Annotated in this window: 16 protein-coding genes; 9 read left to right on the top strand and 7 right to left on the bottom strand. The window is 48.9% G+C overall.

Annotated features, from left to right (window positions below; translation table 11 throughout):
• Positions 1 to 112: 112 nt before the first annotated feature.
• The 6 genes from M3629_RS22170 (at position 113) to M3629_RS22145 (ending at position 4,949) form a co-directional block, all read left to right on the top strand.
• Positions 113 to 1,222: an ABC transporter ATP-binding protein gene (locus M3629_RS22170; RefSeq protein ID WP_090924109.1), complete on the top strand. Its 1,110-nt coding sequence runs from the start codon at positions 113 to 115 to the stop codon at positions 1,220 to 1,222.
• Positions 1,212 to 2,045 (top strand): ABC transporter permease, encoded by an 834-nt coding sequence (locus tag M3629_RS22165; protein WP_090924110.1) that lies wholly within the window; start codon positions 1,212 to 1,214, stop codon positions 2,043 to 2,045. The genes M3629_RS22170 and M3629_RS22165 overlap by 11 nt, the downstream gene beginning before the upstream one ends.
• Entirely contained in the window at positions 2,020 to 2,829 is an 810-nt protein-coding gene (locus tag M3629_RS22160) for an ABC transporter permease (protein WP_110895773.1), read from the top strand. The genes M3629_RS22165 and M3629_RS22160 overlap by 26 nt, the downstream gene beginning before the upstream one ends.
• Positions 2,826 to 3,899 carry an ABC transporter substrate-binding protein gene (locus M3629_RS22155; protein ID WP_251510365.1) on the top strand — a complete coding sequence of 358 codons (1,074 nt, stop codon included), beginning with the start codon at positions 2,826 to 2,828 and terminating at the stop codon, positions 3,897 to 3,899. The genes M3629_RS22160 and M3629_RS22155 overlap by 4 nt, the downstream gene beginning before the upstream one ends.
• A gap of 100 nt (positions 3,900 to 3,999) precedes the next feature.
• A complete protein-coding gene (locus tag M3629_RS22150) occupies positions 4,000 to 4,215 on the top strand; it encodes a hypothetical protein (protein ID WP_251510364.1) in 216 nt (71 codons plus the stop codon).
• Positions 4,215 to 4,949 carry a CPBP family intramembrane glutamic endopeptidase gene (locus tag M3629_RS22145; RefSeq protein ID WP_251510363.1) on the top strand — a complete coding sequence of 245 codons (735 nt, stop codon included), beginning with the start codon at positions 4,215 to 4,217 and terminating at the stop codon, positions 4,947 to 4,949. Before M3629_RS22150 ends, M3629_RS22145 begins: the two co-directional genes overlap by 1 nt.
• Before the next feature lie 293 nt (positions 4,950 to 5,242).
• Here M3629_RS22145 and M3629_RS22140 read toward each other — a convergent pair whose 3' ends face one another.
• Both M3629_RS22140 and M3629_RS22135 read right to left on the bottom strand, forming a co-directional pair.
• A complete protein-coding gene (locus tag M3629_RS22140) occupies positions 5,243 to 5,743 on the bottom strand; it encodes a hypothetical protein (protein ID WP_251510362.1) in 501 nt (166 codons plus the stop codon).
• 152 nt (positions 5,744 to 5,895) lie between these two features.
• Positions 5,896 to 6,930, bottom strand: coding sequence for an AraC family transcriptional regulator (locus M3629_RS22135; RefSeq protein ID WP_251510360.1), 1,035 nt, complete (start codon positions 6,928 to 6,930; stop codon positions 5,896 to 5,898).
• Between the two features lie 135 nt (positions 6,931 to 7,065).
• On the opposite strand from M3629_RS22135, the gene M3629_RS22130 reads away from it, so the two are divergent.
• Positions 7,066 to 7,653: an NAD(P)H-dependent oxidoreductase gene (locus tag M3629_RS22130; RefSeq protein ID WP_251510359.1), complete on the top strand. Its 588-nt coding sequence runs from the start codon at positions 7,066 to 7,068 to the stop codon at positions 7,651 to 7,653.
• Between the two features lie 186 nt (positions 7,654 to 7,839).
• Here the strand turns inward: M3629_RS22130 and M3629_RS22125 are convergent, their stop codons facing one another.
• The 4 genes from M3629_RS22125 to M3629_RS22110 form a co-directional block, all read right to left on the bottom strand.
• On the bottom strand, positions 7,840 to 8,844 hold the full coding sequence (locus tag M3629_RS22125) for a cation diffusion facilitator family transporter (RefSeq protein WP_251510358.1): 1,005 nt from the start codon (positions 8,842 to 8,844) through the stop codon (positions 7,840 to 7,842).
• Positions 8,845 to 9,025: 181 nt separating this feature from the next.
• Positions 9,026 to 9,637, bottom strand: a complete 612-nt coding sequence (locus M3629_RS22120; RefSeq protein ID WP_251510357.1) for an SMI1/KNR4 family protein — start codon at positions 9,635 to 9,637, stop codon at positions 9,026 to 9,028.
• 293 nt (positions 9,638 to 9,930) lie between these two features.
• Positions 9,931 to 10,704, bottom strand: coding sequence for a DODA-type extradiol aromatic ring-opening family dioxygenase (locus tag M3629_RS22115; RefSeq protein WP_251510356.1), 774 nt, complete (start codon positions 10,702 to 10,704; stop codon positions 9,931 to 9,933).
• Positions 10,701 to 11,378: an alpha/beta hydrolase gene (locus tag M3629_RS22110; RefSeq protein WP_251510355.1), complete on the bottom strand. Its 678-nt coding sequence runs from the start codon at positions 11,376 to 11,378 to the stop codon at positions 10,701 to 10,703. The genes M3629_RS22115 and M3629_RS22110 overlap by 4 nt, the downstream gene beginning before the upstream one ends.
• A 295-nt stretch (positions 11,379 to 11,673) precedes the next feature.
• On the opposite strand from M3629_RS22110, the gene M3629_RS22105 reads away from it, so the two are divergent.
• Both M3629_RS22105 and M3629_RS22100 read left to right on the top strand, forming a co-directional pair.
• A complete protein-coding gene (locus M3629_RS22105) occupies positions 11,674 to 12,039 on the top strand; it encodes a glyoxalase superfamily protein (protein ID WP_435368259.1) in 366 nt (121 codons plus the stop codon).
• 41 nt (positions 12,040 to 12,080) lie between these two features.
• On the top strand, positions 12,081 to 12,629 hold the full coding sequence (locus M3629_RS22100; RefSeq protein ID WP_251510353.1) for a helix-turn-helix domain-containing protein: 549 nt from the start codon (positions 12,081 to 12,083) through the stop codon (positions 12,627 to 12,629).
• A gap of 204 nt (positions 12,630 to 12,833) precedes the next feature.
• On the opposite strand, the gene M3629_RS22095 is transcribed toward M3629_RS22100, so the two are convergent.
• Complete coding sequence (locus M3629_RS22095; protein ID WP_251510352.1) at positions 12,834 to 18,839, bottom strand: S-layer homology domain-containing protein; 6,006 nt, start codon at positions 18,837 to 18,839, stop codon at positions 12,834 to 12,836.
• Positions 18,840 to 18,879: the final 40 nt, after the last annotated feature.

The following is an 18,879-nucleotide window of genomic DNA, read 5'->3' as shown; positions in this document are numbered from 1 at the left end:
ACAAAAGAAAATGGGGTAAATTATTCATATTCGAGATATGGCTTAATTAAAGTCGTGTATAATAGGTAAGGTTTCTTAGGATAAACCCAAGGATAAGGGGGCGACGTGAAGCATGTCAGAACAACAACCGATCATCCGGTTCGAGCGGGTGACACAGCAATATGACCAGGATGAGGCTGTATTGAAAGCTGTCAGCTTTGAGATTGAACGTGGGAAATTTTATACGCTTCTCGGCCCGTCCGGTTGCGGTAAAACAACGATATTAAGGCTGATTGCCGGCTTTGCGGAGCCGACGGAGGGCAGCATTTATTTTAACGGCGCATTGATTAACAAGGTTCCTGCGCATCAGCGTCAGGTGAATACGGTATTTCAGGACTATGCGTTATTTCCACATTTGAATGTATTCGAGAACGTAGCCTTTGGCTTGCGGATTAAAAAAATGAAAACATCCGAGATTCGTAGCAAAGTGCTCGAAGCTCTCAAGTTTGTCAATCTGTCCGGTTATGAGAATCGGGAGATTGGCGAGATGTCCGGCGGACAGCGCCAGCGTGTGGCGATTGCTCGCGCGATTGTGAACGAGCCTGAGATTCTGCTACTGGACGAGCCTTTGTCAGCTCTCGACCTGAAGCTTCGTACCGAGATGCAGTACGAGTTGCGAGAGCTACAGCAACGGCTGGGCATTACGTTTATTTTTGTCACGCATGATCAGGAAGAAGCACTCGCGATGTCCGATGAAATTTTTGTCCTGAACGGTGGTGTCATTCAGCAGAGCGGTACGCCGAATGATATTTATGATGAGCCGATTAACCGTTTTGTCGCGGACTTTATCGGGGAGTCGAATATCGTGGCTGGCAAGATGAAACAGGACTTTGTGGTTGAGTTTGCAGGTGCTCAGTATGAATGTGTCGATCAGGGTTTGCAGCCTGACGAGCCTGTTGAGATCGTCATCCGTCCAGAGGACTTCGAGATCACAACCGAGGAGCAGGGCAAGCTTAAGGTGAAGGTGGACTCGCAGCTGTTCCGCGGCGTGCATTACGAAATCTCGACCTACGATGACGCAGGCAACGAATGGCTGATTCATTCGACGAAGAAAGCGGCCGTCGGATCGCGAATCGGGCTTTATTTTGACCCGGAAGCCATTCATGTTATGCGTTTCAACGAAACTGAGGAAGAGTTCGACAGACGACTCGAAGCTTACCAAGAGGCCGCTCATGCAGACTAAAGCCAGCACGCGCAATGCGTATCTGATTCCCTATGTGTTATGGATGGTGTTGTTCGTTGTAGCGCCGGTGCTGCTGGTCATCTATTATTCGTTCTTTGATGTGGAGGGTAACTTCACACTTGGCAACTATGCGCGGTTCTTTACGCCAGTGTATATGCAGATGACGCTCAGTTCATTCTGGTATGCATTTCTGATTACGGCGTTCTCGCTACTTATCTCGTATCCAACGGCGTATATGCTGACCCGGACGAAGCATAAGCAGCTGTGGTTACTGCTGATCATTTTGCCAAGCTGGATCAATCTGTTGTTAAAAGCGTACGCCTTTATTGGCCTTTTCGGCACATACGGTCTGACCAACTCTCTGCTGGAAGTGGTGGGCATTGGGACACAACAGATTTTGTTCACTGATTTCAGCTTTATCTTTGTTTCGGTGTACATCTTCATTCCCTTTATGATTCTGCCGATCTTTAATGCGCTGGAAGAGATGAATCCGTCCCTGATCTATGCTGCACGGGATCTCGGCGCTTCATCGTGGCTGACGTTCCGCCGTGTGATCTTCCCGCTGACGATCAGCGGAGTGAAATCAGGCTGTCAGGCCGTATTTATCCCGGCGCTGTCCCTGTTTATGATTACCCGCCTCATTGCGGGGAACCGTGTTATTACGCTGGGTACAGCGATTGAGCAACATTTTCTCGTTACCCAGGACTGGGGCATGGGTTCGACGATTGCCGTCTTTTTGATTATCGCGATGGCAGTCATTATGTTTCTGACCGGATCAGGCAAGAAGGAGGTGCGAAATGGGAAGAAACGGAAAGCTGTCTAACGTCTATCTGGCTGTTGTATTCGCCATTTTGTACGCGCCGATTGCCTATCTGATTTTCTATTCATTCAATAGTGGTGGCCATATGCGGGGGTTCGAAGGCTTCACACTGGAATGGTACAGAGAAGTTTTTGCGGACACCCGGCTGCTCATTATTGTCTTGAATACGTTTATTATCGCGCTGTTGTCCTCAGCGATTTCAACCATTCTGGGTGTGGCAGGGGCACTGGCAATTTATCATGTACGTCGTAAACGGACCAAAAACACACTGTTATCTCTAAACAACGTGTTGATTGTTAGCCCCGATGTCATTATCGGTGCATCATTCCTGATTCTGTTTACGATGATTGGCATCAAACTCGGCTTTACGTCGGTATTGCTGTCTCATATCGCATTCAGTGTGCCGATTGTGGTCATCATGGTGCTACCGAAGCTGCAGGAGATGAGTCCAACCTTGATGGATGCGGCTCGCGATTTGGGCGCGGGCTCATGGCAAATTCTAACGCGTGTGGTACTGCCTTACGTGAAACCCGGTATTTTTGCTGGATTTTTCATGGCTTTGACGTACTCGCTCGACGACTTTGCCGTAACCTTCTTTGTGACAGGGAATGGATACTCCACGCTTTCAGTGGAGATTTACTCCAGAGCAAGGCAGGGCGTATCACTGTCGATTAACGCTCTGTCTACCTTGCTGTTCCTGCTCACGGTGTTGCTGGTGGTTGGATATTACTTCATTAACCGCCGCGCAACACGGATACCACCCGGAGGAAAGGGGTTGCGTCCATGAAACAGCTGGTACGGACATTCGCACTTGTATTTGTGGCCGCATTTGCCCTGATGATTCTCGCTTCGTATCTGAACAAAAGTCAGGGATATTCCGGTGGAAACACGCTGACGATCTACAACTGGGGCGATTATATCGACCCGGATCTCTTGAAGGAATTCGAAGAAGAATCCGGAATGAAGGTCATTTATCAGACGTTTGATTCCAATGAAGCGATGTTGACCAAGATTGAACAGGGCGGCACAACGTTCGACGTGGCGATTCCTTCCGAATATGCGATTAGCAAAATGAAAGAAGAAAACCTGCTCGTTCCGATTGACCATAACAAGCTACCCAACCTGAAAAACATTGATCCCCGGTTCCTGAACTTGAACTACGATCCGGATAATCAATTCTCTATCCCGTATTTCTGGGGAACCGTTGGTATTGTGTATAACCCCGACTTGGTGGGTGGCCTGACATTTGACAGCTGGAATGACCTATGGGACCCGCGTCTGAAAAATCAGATCCTGTTGCTCGATGGTGCTCGTGAGGTCATCGGTATGGGGCTGAATAGCCTGGGGTACTCACTTAATGATACGAATGAAGATCATCTTCAGGCTGCACTCAAAAAGCTGTCTACCCTGACTCCTAACGTAAGAGCCATCGTTGGAGACGAGATCAAAATGTTGCTTGCGAACGAAGAAGCCGCAGTTGGACTCGTATGGTCTGGGGATGCATCAGAGATTATGGATCAGAACGACAAGCTGGATTACAAGGTACCGGAGGAAGGTTCAAATCTCTGGTTCGACAGCATGGTCATCCCGAAAACAGCTAAAAACGTAGACGGCGCGCACCAGTTTATCAACTTTATGCTGGACCCGGATCATGCTGCACGCAACGCAGAGTACGTGGGATACTCGACACCGAATGCGGAGGCACTTAAGCTGTTGCCAGAAGATATCTCGCAGGATGAACGCTTCTATCCAGACGAGACACTGACAAGCAAGCTGGAGGTTTACAACAATCTGGGCAAAAAAATGCTATCGCATTATAACGACCTGTTTCTGGAGTTTAAGATGCATAGTAAATAATTGTCCTCCAGTCTACACAAACTGCGCGAACTGCAACGAACACAACAAGTGCAACTCAAATACCCCTGAGCATATTGGCGGCTTCAGGGGATATTTGACGTTGGATTTATTCCGGCGCGGGCTCCGAGAATTCGGATTGCCGGGAACTTTATTTACACCCGTGCGTACTAAAGCCCATAACCCCGAATATGAAAAGTATATCGGGATGGAGGGAACGGAACGGGATGAAAGAGAACGGAACGGAAACTCTGACGGTGTAGATGTGATGTTTGAATTCAATTGTTTTACTAAAATGAAGTGGGAAGGAGGTTCGTGATGTTAGGCATGATCGTGCTTGTTTTGTTATCTTGGCTTTTGCTTCGTTTCACGATCAAGCAACCGTTGTCTGTGCTCGGGTATCGTCCGGCAGGTCTACGTCTCCAGCAATTTGCGATAGCCTTACTTTTGGGTATCCTCGTTTCCTCGGCAGTTCACTGGACAGAATCTCTGGTCACCATGTCAAACTGGAAGCTAAACCCCGAATATTCCTGGGCTGATTTTTTGACAGCCAGTTGGCGGAACTTCAAGTCGGTCTGGTTTGAGGAATTGCTTTTCCGTGGTGCACTGCTTGTACTTATGATTCACGGGTTAGGAGTCCGATGGGGAGTCGTACTTTCTTCCATAGCGTTTGGGATGTATCACTGGTTCACGGGCGGTGTGTTCGGAAACATCCCGGTTATGCTTATTGTATTTACAACGACCTTTATCATGGGTTTGGTTTGGGCATATGCGTATGCCAAATCCGGTTCTATGGCTATTGCAGTCGGAAGCCATCTAGGCTGGAACGGGGCATCATCCATCCTGTTCTCTGACGGCCCAAACGGCGAGCAATTGTTCGTTCAAGTGACAGGCATAAGCTACATGCCACTTGCCGGAATACCTTCACTGATTTTTTTTGTCGCGTCCAACGCAGCCCTGCCTCTGATCCTTTTTTTCTGGATTAAATACAATATCGCCATTCAATCGAAACCAAGCCAAGTCAATAGACAGTCAGTAGACTCCGACATATGAATCAGAACCCTCCTGAAAAAACAAAAACCACCCCTGATCACCTTTGGATCAGGGATGGCTCCTTTCCTTACTTTATAGCAATAGCCTTGCAGTGCGATATCAGATAATTAACAAGTTACATGTTAACGGAGAGGGAAGAGATAAGCTGGAGAAGCGAAGCGCTCGCCTTTACAACCGGATTTTCTCATAGGATATGAGATTCCAAAAAATCCGGGGGTAACAGCGATCGGAAGATTACTCTGCACTCGGAGTGGCTCCAGTGTAACTCAAAGAACTTATCGGATATCATGCCACTACATAGGCTTTTTGCGCCCCATGATGATATACGCCCCGCCCACAATCAGCACAATGGCCACAAACGGTTGAATATAGCTCATGTTGCTCAGTACTGAACCGATCGACATGACAGTGAAGAACAATAGGGAAAGAACCGTCAGAATATTAATCGGAATCAGCAACCATTTATTTTTGCCGCCAAACCAGTAGAGTTCAAACAAACCGACCGCTGGCGCCAGAATGAAGCCTGGCCACATCGTACCCCAGTTACCAAACAGCATCGCGATCTGGCATACAATACCGACGGTCAGCAGCAAGCCGCCTGGAACGAGCAATCCAACGCCACGGCCAATCATGGAGAAATATAACCAGTGGAAGAACAGTCCGAGCGGAATCACAAATAACGTAGGCCAGAAAGTACCAAAGATTGTGCCTGGGCCCATTGTGCCGCCTTGATTCAGAATCAGGTATACACCGAGCAAAATCAGGACAGGTGCAAGAATCGTACGTTTAGCCATAATTTCTCTCCTTTTGAATATGGAATCTTTCATCCGTGCAATATGTAACATCATTTTCGTTATATACAGCATACCACGAACTGGAAAAGTGGAACCTCCGTCTTTGGCGTTAAACTTATCCTAGACTAAAGTCTAGGTATGGGGTTACGATCCTATCCCTGCCGAGTCCCCAGATTAGCCCGGTATTGACCCGGGGTCTGTCCCGTCCACTTTTTGAACGCATTCTGAAAGGCGCTTTGTTCCGAAAAATGCAGGGCATAGGCGATATCGCCGACAGCATAGTTTCCTCTTTGTAAGTAACGCTGCGCCATTTCCTTCCGTACCTGAACAGAGATTTCGTTAAACGTTGTACCTTCTTCACGCAATCTGCTCTGTAGTGTGCGAATGCTCACGCCGAGATGTGCGGCCGTGTGTTGTAATGTGGGGAAGAAGGAAGGCAGACTCTCCGTGATCCATCGGCTTACTTTGCTGGAGAAAGGCTGAGAGGCATACAGGTCTGCTCGGGTCTCCTCCGCCATCGACTCGAAAACCTTCAACATCCTGGCATCCGAATATAAAACGGGCAACGTCAGGACCTCTTTGGATAGACGCAGCAGGGTTTGGGTAGCACCAAACTCGGGAGTGACCCCAAGGGAGTTCACGTAAACAGACAGATCACCTGCACCGTCAGGGGCTTCGTGACGGAATTGGACTTCTCTTACCACGGCCCGGTGATTCGCCAGCTTGTTGATTAGATGTAATATCGAAACAGTCATATCCTCTACGCAATGGCGAGACATAGGAATTTCTTCATTTTCAACAGACAACTGAATGATTACATCCGGGCCATCGACCTTCCACTCCAGTTGAAATCCACTATACAGAATATCGTTATACCGCTGGTATGCGCCAAGTGCGTCACCAATCGTTTTGGAGTGCATCATGACATATCCGGGCAGACTTAAATCCGCAAAATCCAGCCGCCCACCCTGGTTTAATCCAAAGTATGGATCGTTTGCATAATCAGCAGCACGCCGCATGATCCGTTCCAATTCAGTGACGGGAATCCGAGCATCCGGGTTCTCCAAGATGGAGGGATCCACATCGATGTCTTTGAAAAAGGATTCTGTGTCAAAACCTTGGTGTACCAGCGTTTTCAAAATTGGATATACCATGGATATCGGGACACTTTGGTTAAGATGTTTCATAAATCCTCCTATTTGCACGAATCCGCAATGATTTGGCGTGGTTGATCATTTGTTTATACCGTCCTTCACTTTATGCTTATGATATGTCCGTTTCATCGGTCTTCATGAACCATATTATACAGGAGGAATATACGTATGAATGCAAATAAAATTCTCATCATTAACGGCCATCCCGATCCACAGAGTTATTGCAAGGCACTGTCAGAGTCCTACGCAGAGGGCGTGCGAAAATCAGGGGGGGCTGTAGAGATGATTGATCTAAGTGATATCGAGTTCAATCCGAATCTCCGATACGGCTATCGTCAGCGGACAGAGCTCGAGCCTGATCTGCTGAAGGCACAGGAACTCATTCGCTGGGCAGATCATTTGGTATTTGTGTATCCAACGTGGTGGGGAACGATGCCGGCCGTGCTGAAAGGGTTTATTGATCGGATTTTCCTGCCGGGGTTCGCCATGAGGTATCGGGACAACTCACCGCTGTGGGACAAATTGTTGAAAGGTAAGTCTGCACAGCTTATTGTGACGATGGACACCCCTTGGTTCTACAATGCATTGGTATACAGAAGGGCAGGTCACCGGGTCATGAAATCCAACGTCCTTCAATTCAGTGGGGTATCCCCTGTACGTGTAACCGAGATTAGTCCAATCCGCAAGTCCACGGAATCGTTTCGTCAGAAATGGCTGGGTAAGGTGATGGAAATGGGGATGAGGCAGGCACGATGATCTAATAGGGATAGGAATATCAAATGAGAATCGTTCATAAAGAGTGAGGAACAAAGGAACAGAGCAAAGAAAAGGATCAAAGAAAAGGATCAAAGAACACAAAGAAACGAGGCAGAGCACTTCCTGCTTCGTTTCTTTGTTGTGAAGATGAAGCAGCGATAAGTCAGTTGTTAACCTGCTTTTTCACTACTTTTTCAACACATCCGAATGTTTCTTGCCCCAGCTGTTCACGCCGTCGTCTTCAATGATCGAGATCGCCGCGTCAGCAATATCCGGGTTTGTCATCAGTTTTTCCTGAATCCGGAACTTGATATCATCCGCATCCGCTAGACTGAGTCCCTTAGTCAGCTCAATCAGACCCTCAACATGGTAATAACGGCCTTCCTGAATGATACGCATCATTTGGATATCAGCCACATGGCTGTCTGCCAGAATCGTCTGGGACACCTTGTCCTCGATATCCTGCGGTGCGGCGACACCGATCAGACCAATCATGTTGTCATAGCCGACACGGAAAGCTACGGCGATCATCAGGCATCCGATAATAGTGGTGACAATACCGTCAAGCAAAGCGAAGTTTGTCAGTGCAATGACGATAACAGATATAAGCGCAAGCGTCGCTCCAAGCACGGCTACAACGTCCTCGTAGAATACCAGGCGGGTTGGTGGTGCGGCACGTCCAACATTTTTGATTGCTGCAGGCACCAGGGCGAACCCTGTCGCTTTGGGCGCGCGGGCTTCTTTCAAGATTTCCTTCATGGCTTTGATGAGGATGGCTCCATCAATCACAATATTAAGCAAAAGCACACCAATGTTGATCCACAGTCCGCCCGAGTGACCAGCAGGATGCTGGAGCAGGTGAATGCCTTCGTGAATGGTTTCGTAGGCCATAATCGTCACCACAATTACGGCAATCATACAGAAAATGTTGATGACCCGTCCGAATCCGGTCGGGAAGCGGCGTGTAGGTTTTTTCTCGGATAATACACTTCCGACAAATACAAACCCTTGGTTAATGGCATCGGCCAGTGAATGCATCGCTGATGCGAACATGGCGCCGCTGCCACTGAATATAAAGGCTCCTCCTTTACATAGTGCAAGTATGGCGTTACCCGCCATGGCTACAGCAGAGGATGTGTTGCCTTTTTTGACGAGAGACATAAAGCTCTCTGACTTCGGTTGTTCAGCCACTTCGGTAGTTCCTCCCAGATATGTAGTTGATGTAGAAAGACAGTCCTTCTTCCGGTAGCTTGTGCATTTCCACTAAATGTTATTATAACCGCCTTTACAACTCCCAGCATTATAAAAAATGGTCATATCACTATCCAGACGATAACGGCTGTTAATATAATTGTTTGTGATTCAATTTGACTTAGTATTCGATCACATCGATCTCACGCAAGTTACGATTGGATTGCTCCAGTAATTCGGTGAAGGTTTCAGCCACGTAATAGACAAAGTCAGGATCATGTTTGAATATAATAATCTGTCCATATGTTCCTTGCTCTGTTGGATCGAAATCCAACATCAAATACAGCGAACCACCTCCCAGCTTGCCAAAGGTAATCCATGATTTCTGATGCAAATAAGGCTTGATTCGTGGGTCCAGCTCACGCATTTCTTCTTCGGAAAAGTAGTCCTTCATCCGAATCTCTACAGTACCGTCATGTTCTCTCTTCATTTGTTCCAGCGATAACATGTAGAAGACCATATCTTCATTTTGTGCGGCATCACCTGGAAAAAGAACGTGAAAGGCATATCCGCTGCCGTTTTTACGCTTGTAGAATGCCCGGAAATCTGCCGGTAGACGTATACTGTAATATTGCTCAAACGCGTCAAGCTCCTCATCGGTTGCTCCTTCCTGTTCGCGGTAGGCCTCCAGCAACTCCTGGTTTTCCTCATCCTGCACCTTTTCTTCCAGCAGTTCTAGCAACTCTTGCATGAGTTCATCGATCCGTTGTTCTGACTTTGGTTCTGCCATCATGTTTCGCCTCCTTATGAGCGTTCGCATGTCATACTCATCTAATAAATCTGTTGATGAGATGGTTTCCCACTAGTATAGATTTACTCAGGAAACTCGAACAAGAAACCATAGACCCAAGCGGGAGTCCTACATAACGAATGAATATGGAAGTGTAAAAGTGCACTTGTGGTCTATGTAGTTGCATTCAACCACCTAACAATATCTCAAAAAAAAGCGTGAGCAGCAGGGTTACCCTGTGACTCACGCTTTGGTCTCTATGTGGTCTACTGGTTTTAAACCAATCTCATGTTTTGTTATTCAAATCTCCAGCAGGATAAACTCAGGTTACCCAGCTGATATGCCCGGAACAAGAGAGAGGCTTGTTTTCTCTTATCTCCTGCACCCATGGCGATGAGGATTGGCACAAAATGCTCTGGCGTAGGAACCGCTGTCTGTGCAGACGGAGCAAGCTTGTCATAAGCGAAGAGGGAATCCGTATCCCAGCGCTCCAGCTTATCTTGGAGCCAGCTATCGAATTCCATAGCCCAAGAATCTACACCTTGACTTTCCCAGTTCAGACGGCGCAGGTTATGCACGGTTCCGCCACTGCCAATGACAAGAACGTCTTGCTCACGCAAAGAAGCGAGTGCTTGTCCGATCTGATACTGCTGCTCACCTGTCAGATAACGGTTCACAGAGAGAGCAATTACAGGAATGTCTGCTTCTGGGTAGAGCAGGCGCAGTACGACCCACGCTCCATGGTCCAGGCCGCGCACCTCGTCCGTCTGCACTGAAATACCCGCTTCGGTGAACAACTTGACGATCTCAGCGGTTGTTTCGGCATGTCCTTGCGCTGGATATTTGATCTGGTACAGTTCGGGTTGAAAACCACCGAAATCATAGATCGTGTCATATGAGCCGGTTACAGCAGATACGAGCTGTGTCGTCGATTCCCAGTGAGCGGAGAAGAGGACGATTGCTTTAGGTTTGGGCAGATCCTGCCCAAGTTTTTGCAAAAATTCAGTGTACGTATTCTCCTCCAGTGCAAGTGAAGGAGCGCCGTGGGCGATAAACAATGATGGCATCATGATTCAGTCATTCCTTTCTTGTCTTCTGTAGATACCCCAGCATCCGTCCGAAGGAAGTGTTGGAGTTTGGCATATAACTCAGGGGTTACATGGTGACCCCCGCTGTACGGCACATACGTAACTTGATTCGTATGATTCCGGAAAAACGAAGCATTATCTTCGCCTAGCTGTAACGGGAAAAGGTGGTCCTGATCGCCGTGTGAGATAAAAGCGGACAGGTTGGAATAAGGTTTCAAAGCATATTCCTCTTTCACAAACTGCGGAATGTATCCGCTCATAGCTACGATACCTTTGATGGCATCACCCATCACCAAGGCAAGCGTCATCGCCATGATGCCGCCCTGACTGAATCCGGCGATATAACGCCGTGCAGGATCAATGGCATATTGAGCCGACAGCTCGATGATGAGCTGTTGCAGTCCTTGAACCGAGGCATCGTATAACTCGCGAACGGGATTGCCTATACTTTTGATCTGAAAATAAGCATAACCACCGCCCTGTACAATAGGCCCACGAATGGCAACAATAATGAAATCGGTAGACAGCGGCTCCATTAAGCGAAGCATGTCCTGCTCATCTGATCCCATGCCGTGCAAGGCAAAAATAACAGGATATTGCTGGGTTTTATCGTAATGTGGAGGTAACTTCACCTCATGCATATAAGTAGAATTCAAACCAATACACCTCCAGGTGAAATATGAGTTGTGATAAATCGAATGTATAAAATGAATGCATAGATCAAACCAATGAAGCAAAAGAGTTGGAATGAATTAATGACAGGGATTAAACTAAAAATAAAAAGTTCACCTATGTGAAAATAATATTCTTATTTATGAACAAAATCTATCATGCTTTCATTGTAGGGTCAACACTTTTTTTGTATGATGAAAATATGTTTTGTATAAGGGAACTTGGAATAAGAATTGTTGTTGTGCTTTTATCTCTTTAGAGGAGGACGTGAAGAAGATGATGAAACATATCGTACCTATTCTTAGAATTTTTGATGAAGCGAAGGCAAAGGAATTTTACATGGATTACTTGGGGTTCAACGTGGACTGGGAGCATCGATTCGAGGCCGATATGCCGCTGTACATGCAGGTGTCGCAGGATGAGATTGTCATTCATCTGTCCGAACATCACGGAGACTGTACTCCTGGTGCGGCATTACGCATTGAGACGGAGCATCTGGAGGAGCTGCATGAGCGGATTTCTTTGCAAAAATATAAATATGCGAAACCGGGTATCCAAAAAACGCCTTGGGATTCACGGGAAATGACCATTACCGATCCATTCGGCAATCGCCTTGTTTTTGTAGAGTCAACGGTTGAATCTTGATTTCAATGAAACGGTAGTTAGAGAGAAGAGAGGGCGGTCACATGGATATTGGCTTGGCCATTCGAACGATACGCAAACAGAAACAGATTACGATTATGCAACTCTGTGAGGGGACAGGGTTGTCCAAAGGATTTATCAGTAATGTGGAAAATAACAAAACGTCACCGTCCATCGCTACATTGGAAAGCATTGCGGACTATCTGGGCGTCCCGCTACCCTACCTGTTGTTGACATCAGAGCAGCGTATGAATGTGGTTCGCAAGCATGAACGCAAGGAGACTACAGCGGGTAGCGGGCAGATTAAAGTACAGCAGTTAACGGCAAAAGGTGCGATGCGTATGTCCATAGTAGAACTGCCAGCGGGAGCTTCGACCGGGATCAGCAAACATGCGGGGGAGGAAAGCCATCTGGTGCTGCAAGGTATCATCCAAGCGAAGCAGGGGGAAGATGTGGAGACGCTGGAAGCGGGAGATTCGTTTACATGGAACGCGATTGTACCCCATGAAGTGACTAATATCGGCGAGGAACTCGCCGTTGTGCTGATTGCGGTGTCCAAGGAATTGGAGCTGGATCATCTGTTGAACAAGTAAGGTAAGTGAGGCGAGTGAGGAAAGGGACGGATTCAAAATATGATGTGTACCGTCTGCTTTTATTAGTAAAGATCTGATTCAAGTGTATTACAAAAGCATAAACAGGTGAGGGACACGTGTCCCTCACCTTGTTTTAGTTAATTAGTTCTTCTTTGCGAGTCTTAGCTGTGCCAAATCACAATTCAGCTGCCGTCATCCCCTTGCTTAAATCAAGCCGGATTTTTGCAATAGTCCCTGAATAATTTTGGCAACCTCAGCTCTAGTGATGTAATCCTTCGGTGCAAGCTCATTGCCGCCTCTTCCTGATACAATGCCAGCCTCTACAGTATCAGCTACACTGCTCAGCGCCCATGCAGACACAGTTGCCGTATCTCCATAAGGGCGAAGTATTACATCTGTCGATTGAACAGCAAGATTGCCTTTCAGACTAGTAATCGCCATTGCTTTGGAGAGGATCACCATTGCCTGTTCCCGTGTAATCGTGTCCATCGGACGGAAGGTACCATCTTCAAAACCGCCGATCAAGTGGTAGGCATAAGCAGTATTGACAGCACTGCTGTACCAATCTGTTGATTGTATGTCTGAGAATGAGGTTGCTCCATTCTCCGTCTTGAGTCCCAATGCGCGAACAATGATAGCTGCAAACTCAGCACGGGTAATATCCCGGTCGGGACTGAACATACCATTGTCCGTACCATCGATAATCATCCGTGATCCCATGTCGCTCACTGCTTGTTTTGCCCAATGTTTGGCCACATCTTCAAATTCGAGCGGATGGTAGACAAGAGAATACGTGCTATTCGTCAAGCTATTGATTTGCGCGTAATATTTGCCGTCAATCACGACAATCTTGGTCGGAACATGACGTATGGTTCCGTCTGTCTCAACAACAATTCCTGTGGTAATCTTACCGGGATCAACACCATTCGGAATCACAATATTTCGTTTGACATAGGCATTAAACTTCGATACTTCGACAGTCTTATCTCCGTAGATACCCTTCACCGTGAAGTTTAACGGCGGTACGACAAGCGTGAACGTTCCCTTGGCTGCCGCATTCTCAACAACTTTCACCATATCTGTTGTTGGTTCGGAGATTTCGATTTGTACCTGGATATCTTGCAAGGCTACTGACTTGCCGACCTGCTCGGATATCGTATTAATATTGATTTGTTGCGCTGGAATCGTATAGGTTGCACGATCGGTTTTGATCTCAAGAACAGCTTGCTTGTCCTCCATGTTTTTCACCATCTGACCGTTCAATGAGCCGACGGTCACATGGGATTTGTCATTTACAAGTATCGCCACCACGGCATTTTGGCCTTCCGCAGCGAGCTTGTCCTCTAACTTTTTCTGATCCACAAACACGGTTGTAACGGTTTGACCGTTTCGTTGGGTTCTCGCTACGGTCCCCGCATTTTCCGCTTTACCATTCACAAGTATATCCATTCCCGTATTCGTTTTCTCCGGGATGGTTGGAGTACTAGGCACGGATGGCGTATCGATCGGGACCGTGCTACCGCCGGATGACTTTTGCGGAATGACCGCATTTGAATTAGCGGATGCTGTACTTTTTCCTAGACCATTGATCGCTTTCACCGTAAATGTATAGCTCGTTCCATTCGTTAAACCTGTAATTACAATCGGACTTGCCGCTCCTGTTGTGACTGCATTCCCTGATGAATCGGTTACTGCATACCCCGTAATCGGGCTTCCACCGTTCTCGGTTGGAGCTGTAAAGGTTACGGTGGCTTCTCCGTTTCCAGCTACTGCCAAAACATTCGTTGGGGCTGCCGGTACAGTTGCAGGGGTGGCGTTTGCCTGATTCGATTCCCCACTTAAGCCTCCCGAGTTACCTGCTCTTACTGTAAAGAAATAGGTCGTGCCGTTTAGCAGGTTTTGTGCATTGTAGGTAGAGGAATTGATGATAACAACCGAAGCGGTACTAAGCTGACTTGGATCAGTCGCCATATAAAGGTTGTAATACGTCGCTCCCGTTACCGTACTCCAATTTAGGGTGACCTCACCGTTTCCACCGACAGCCACAAGGTTTTGCGGATTTTCCGGTGCGTTCGGCATGTTCACAACTTGCATCACTGTAAACGTCACATCCGTCATTTGGGTTGCTGATAACGTTATTGTTGCGGTATATGTCCCCGCTGGTAAGCCATCTTTCGCTTTCACCGTAAAGGCTGACGTGGTCGCTCCGTTCACTAACGTTGCACTTGGTTGCGTAATCACAAAATCGCTAGCATGAATGCCGCTAACCGTTGCCGACAGATTCGACAAATCGCTCGTGCCAGTATTCGTTACATCGATAGTTTTTGTCTCTTGGGTACCCAGAGCATAACCTTGAGTAAGTGCAGCTAACGTTTGATCCGCAATAGGAGCAATCGTATGGGTAGGCGCGATGTTTACGTTGATCGTAGCGATGCTACTCGTTGCCGTTGCGGTCTTGGTGCCGTTCACGCTGTTGTTCGTGTTCGTCACGACAACATAGTAGTAGGTCGTACCAGTCGATGTCGTCGGCGCAGCATAGGTTGTACTGGTTGCACCCGCAATTGCATTACCGCCGACCGTGCTGTTCAACGAATTGCTGTACCACTGGTAGGACAGCGTTCCGCCGTCACTTACACTGGCCGCTACGCTCAAGTTCGGGCTGCTGTCACCTTCATTAACCGTGGCGCCTGTCGGCTGGGTATCAATGCTTGGTGATGCCGCGTTGGTCAGAGCGTTCACGTTGACCACAGCGATGTTGCTCGTTGCCGTTGCGGTCTTGGTGCCGCTGACACCGTTGTTTGTGTTCGTCACGACAGCATAGTAGTAGGTCGTGCCTGTCGATGTCGTCGGCGCGGCATAGGTTGTACTGGTTGCACCCGCAATGGCATTACCGCCGATCGTGCTGTTCACCGAATTGCTGTACCACTGATAGGACAGCGTTCCGCCGTCATTTACGCTGGCTGCTACGCTCAAGTTCGGGCTACTATCACCTTCGTTAACCGTGGCGCCCGTCGGCTGGGTATCAATGCTTGGTGATGCCGCGTTGGTCAGAGCGTTCACGTTGACCGCAGCGATGTTGCTCGTTGCCGTTGCGGTCTTGGTGCCGCTGACGCTGTTGTTCGTGTTCGTCACGACAACATAATAGTAGGTCGTGCCTGTCGATGTCGTCGGCGCGGCATAGGTTGCGCTGGTTGCACCCGCAATGGCATTACCGCCGATCGTGCTGTTCACCGAATTGCTGTACCACTGGTAGGACAGCGTTCCGCCGTCACTTACACTGGCCGCTACGCTCAAGTTCGGGCTGCTGTCACCTTCGTTAACCGTGGTACCCGTCGGTTGCGTATCAATGCTTGGTGTTGCCGCGTTGGTCAGAGCGCTCACCGTCAGAGTTGCCGGGTTGCTTGACGCATTCCCCGCTGCATTGGTGACCACGACGGTATAACTGCCCGCATCGCCCGATTGCGTGTTACTGATGCTTAGGGTCGCCGCCGTTGCTCCGCTGATGTTTTCGCCGTCTGTCAGCGCATTGCCGTCTTTCTTCCACTGGTAGCTAAGCGGCGCGTCGCCGCTGGCGGTTATACTGAACGTTGCCATTTGTCCCGCTGTCACTGTCTTGTTGCCCGGCTGACTTGTGATAGACGGTGCCACGGGCGCCGGATTCACCGTCTGTGTAACCGCAAATGTCACGTTCGTCATGTTGTCCGCATATACCGTCACCGCTGCGGTGTACGTGCCTGCTGCCAGGCCGTCCTTTGCTTTCACCGTAAACGTCGTCGACGTCGTTCCGCTGTTTAGTGTCGTCGTTCCCGGCTGCGTAATTACAAAGTCGGTCGCATTGGTTCCGCTTAACGCCGTCGCTACGTTTGTCAAATCTCCGGTACCGGTTTTCGTAATCGTGATCGTTTTCGTGTCCTGAGTGCCCGAACTGTAACCTGCCGTCAGTTCCGTTGCCGTTTGATCCGCTATCTCTGCTATCGTGTACGTTGGTACATTATCGGTCGTGACGCTCACCGTGTTCGAGTTGCCTGCGTTCGCCCCGCCGCTGACCACTAACCGGAAATCATATGCGGTGGCCGCGCTGAGCCCTGTTACCGTCGCAGTCGTCGAATTGGTTGCAATCGCGCCAATCGTGGTCGTTGTCCATGTATTCGCTCCGGCTGGCGACTGCTCGATGAGGAGTCCCGTCGCTCCGCTGGCTGCAGTCCAACTGAACGATGCCGTTGTGCTCGTCTTCGCTGTGCTTGCAAAGTCAATGATCGCAGATGAAGGTATATCCAGCTTCTGCATGCGATGGTTGGCCGAATCGGCCACGTACACATTCCCGCTGCTGTCTACCGCCACTCCATAAGGAGTATTAAACTCGCCCAAGCTGGTTCCAGTGCCACCGCCGACCTTTTTCCACTCGCCCCATGTATTCGTCGATAGGGTCAGCTTCTGTATGCGATGGTTGCCGGAATCGGCCACATACACATTCCCGCTGCTGTCTACCGCCACTGCTCTTGGATTGTTAAACTCGCCCAAGCTGGTTCCAGTGCCGCCGCCGACCTTCTTCCACTCGCTCCATGTATTCGTCGATAGGGTCAACTTCTGAATGCGCTGGTTGCCAGAATCGGCCACGTACACATTCCCGTTAAGGTCTACCGCCACTGCACCTGGAACGCTAAACTCTCCCAAACTGCTTCCTGGGCCGCCGCCGACCTTTTTCCACTCGCTCCATGTATTCGTCGATAGGGTCAGCTTCTGAATGCGATGGTTGCCGGAATCGGCCACATACACATTCCCGTTAAGGTCTACCGCCACTGCACTTGGGACGCTAAACTCGCCCAAGCTGGTTCCAGTGCCGCCGCCGACCTTTTTCCACTCGCTCCATGTATTCGTCGATAGGGTCAGCTTCTGAATGCGATGGTTGCCGGTATCGGCCACATACACGTTCCCGCTGCTGTCTACCGCCACTCCCAATGGATTGTAAAACTCGCCCAAGCCGCTTCCATTGCCGCCGCCGACCTTTTTCCACTCGCTCCATGTATTCGTGGATTTGTTCAGCTTCTGTATGCGATGGTTGCCAGAATCGGCCACATAGATGTTCCCGCTACTGTCTACCGCCACTGCTCTTGGAAAAGTAAACTCGCCCGGACTAATCCCGTTAACAGGCCCTAATACAGACCACTCGCTCCATGTATTGTTGGCTGCGTTCAGCTTCTGAATACGATTACTGTCATCGGCCACATATACATTCCCACTGTTGTCTACCGCCACTCCATTTGGATTAATAAATTCGCCCGAGCCGTTTCCTGAACCACCGCCGCTCTTCACCCACTCGCTCCATGTACCGCTTCCTGCGTTCAGCTTCTGAATGCGATGGTTGCCAGTATCGGCCACATAGATGTTCCCGCTGCCGTCTACCGCCACTGCTCTTGGAGTATTAAACTCACCCAAACCGGCTCCTGCGCCGCCGCCGCTCTTCACCCACTCGCTCCATGTATTCGTGGATTTGTTCAGCTTCTGAATACGATGGTTGTTACTATCACCCACATACACGTTCCCACTGCTGTCTACCGCCACTCCATTAGGAAAATTAAACTCGCCCAAGCCGTTTCCTGCGACTGCGCCGGTACTGGGCTTTTTCCACACGCTCCATGTATTCGTCGATAGGGTCAGTTTCTGTATGCGATGGTTGCTACTATCGGCCACGTACAAATTCCCGCTGCTGTCTACCGCCACTCCTCTTGGATTGTAAAACTCGCCCAAACCGAGTCCATTGCCGCCGCCGACCTTTTTCCACTCGCTCCATGTATTCGTCGATAGTGTCAGCTTCTGTATGCGATGGTTGCCAGAATCGGCCACGTATACATTTCCGCTGCTGTCTACCGCCACTGCGCATGGGCTGTTAAACTCGCCCAAACCGCTTCCTGCGCCGCCACCGACCTTTTTCCACTCGCTCCATGTATTCGTCGATAGGGTCAGCTTCTGAATGCGATGGTTGCTACTATCGGCCACATACACATTCCCGCTGCTGTCTACCGTTACTCCTTTGGGAGAGGCAAAACCTCCGGGGTTTGAACTGGAGACCGACCCGATCCGGCCAAATTGACTCCAAGTCTCAGCTGCATAAACCGGGATTTCTAATATGCTTGAACATGCAATAATCAACGCCATGCTCAATATATACAACTTCCTCAACCATTGTTTGGCTTTTCTTTGATGATTCACAGCTCTCGTCCCCCATTTCGACAAAAATCAGGTTTATTAT

Origin of the sequence: Paenibacillus polysaccharolyticus (genome assembly GCF_023714295.1) — a bacterium.
Classification (GTDB): domain Bacteria; phylum Bacillota; class Bacilli; order Paenibacillales; family Paenibacillaceae; genus Paenibacillus; species Paenibacillus polysaccharolyticus_A.
Note: the sequence above shows the minus strand (reverse complement) of the source record. Positions and strands in the feature narration are given on the sequence as shown.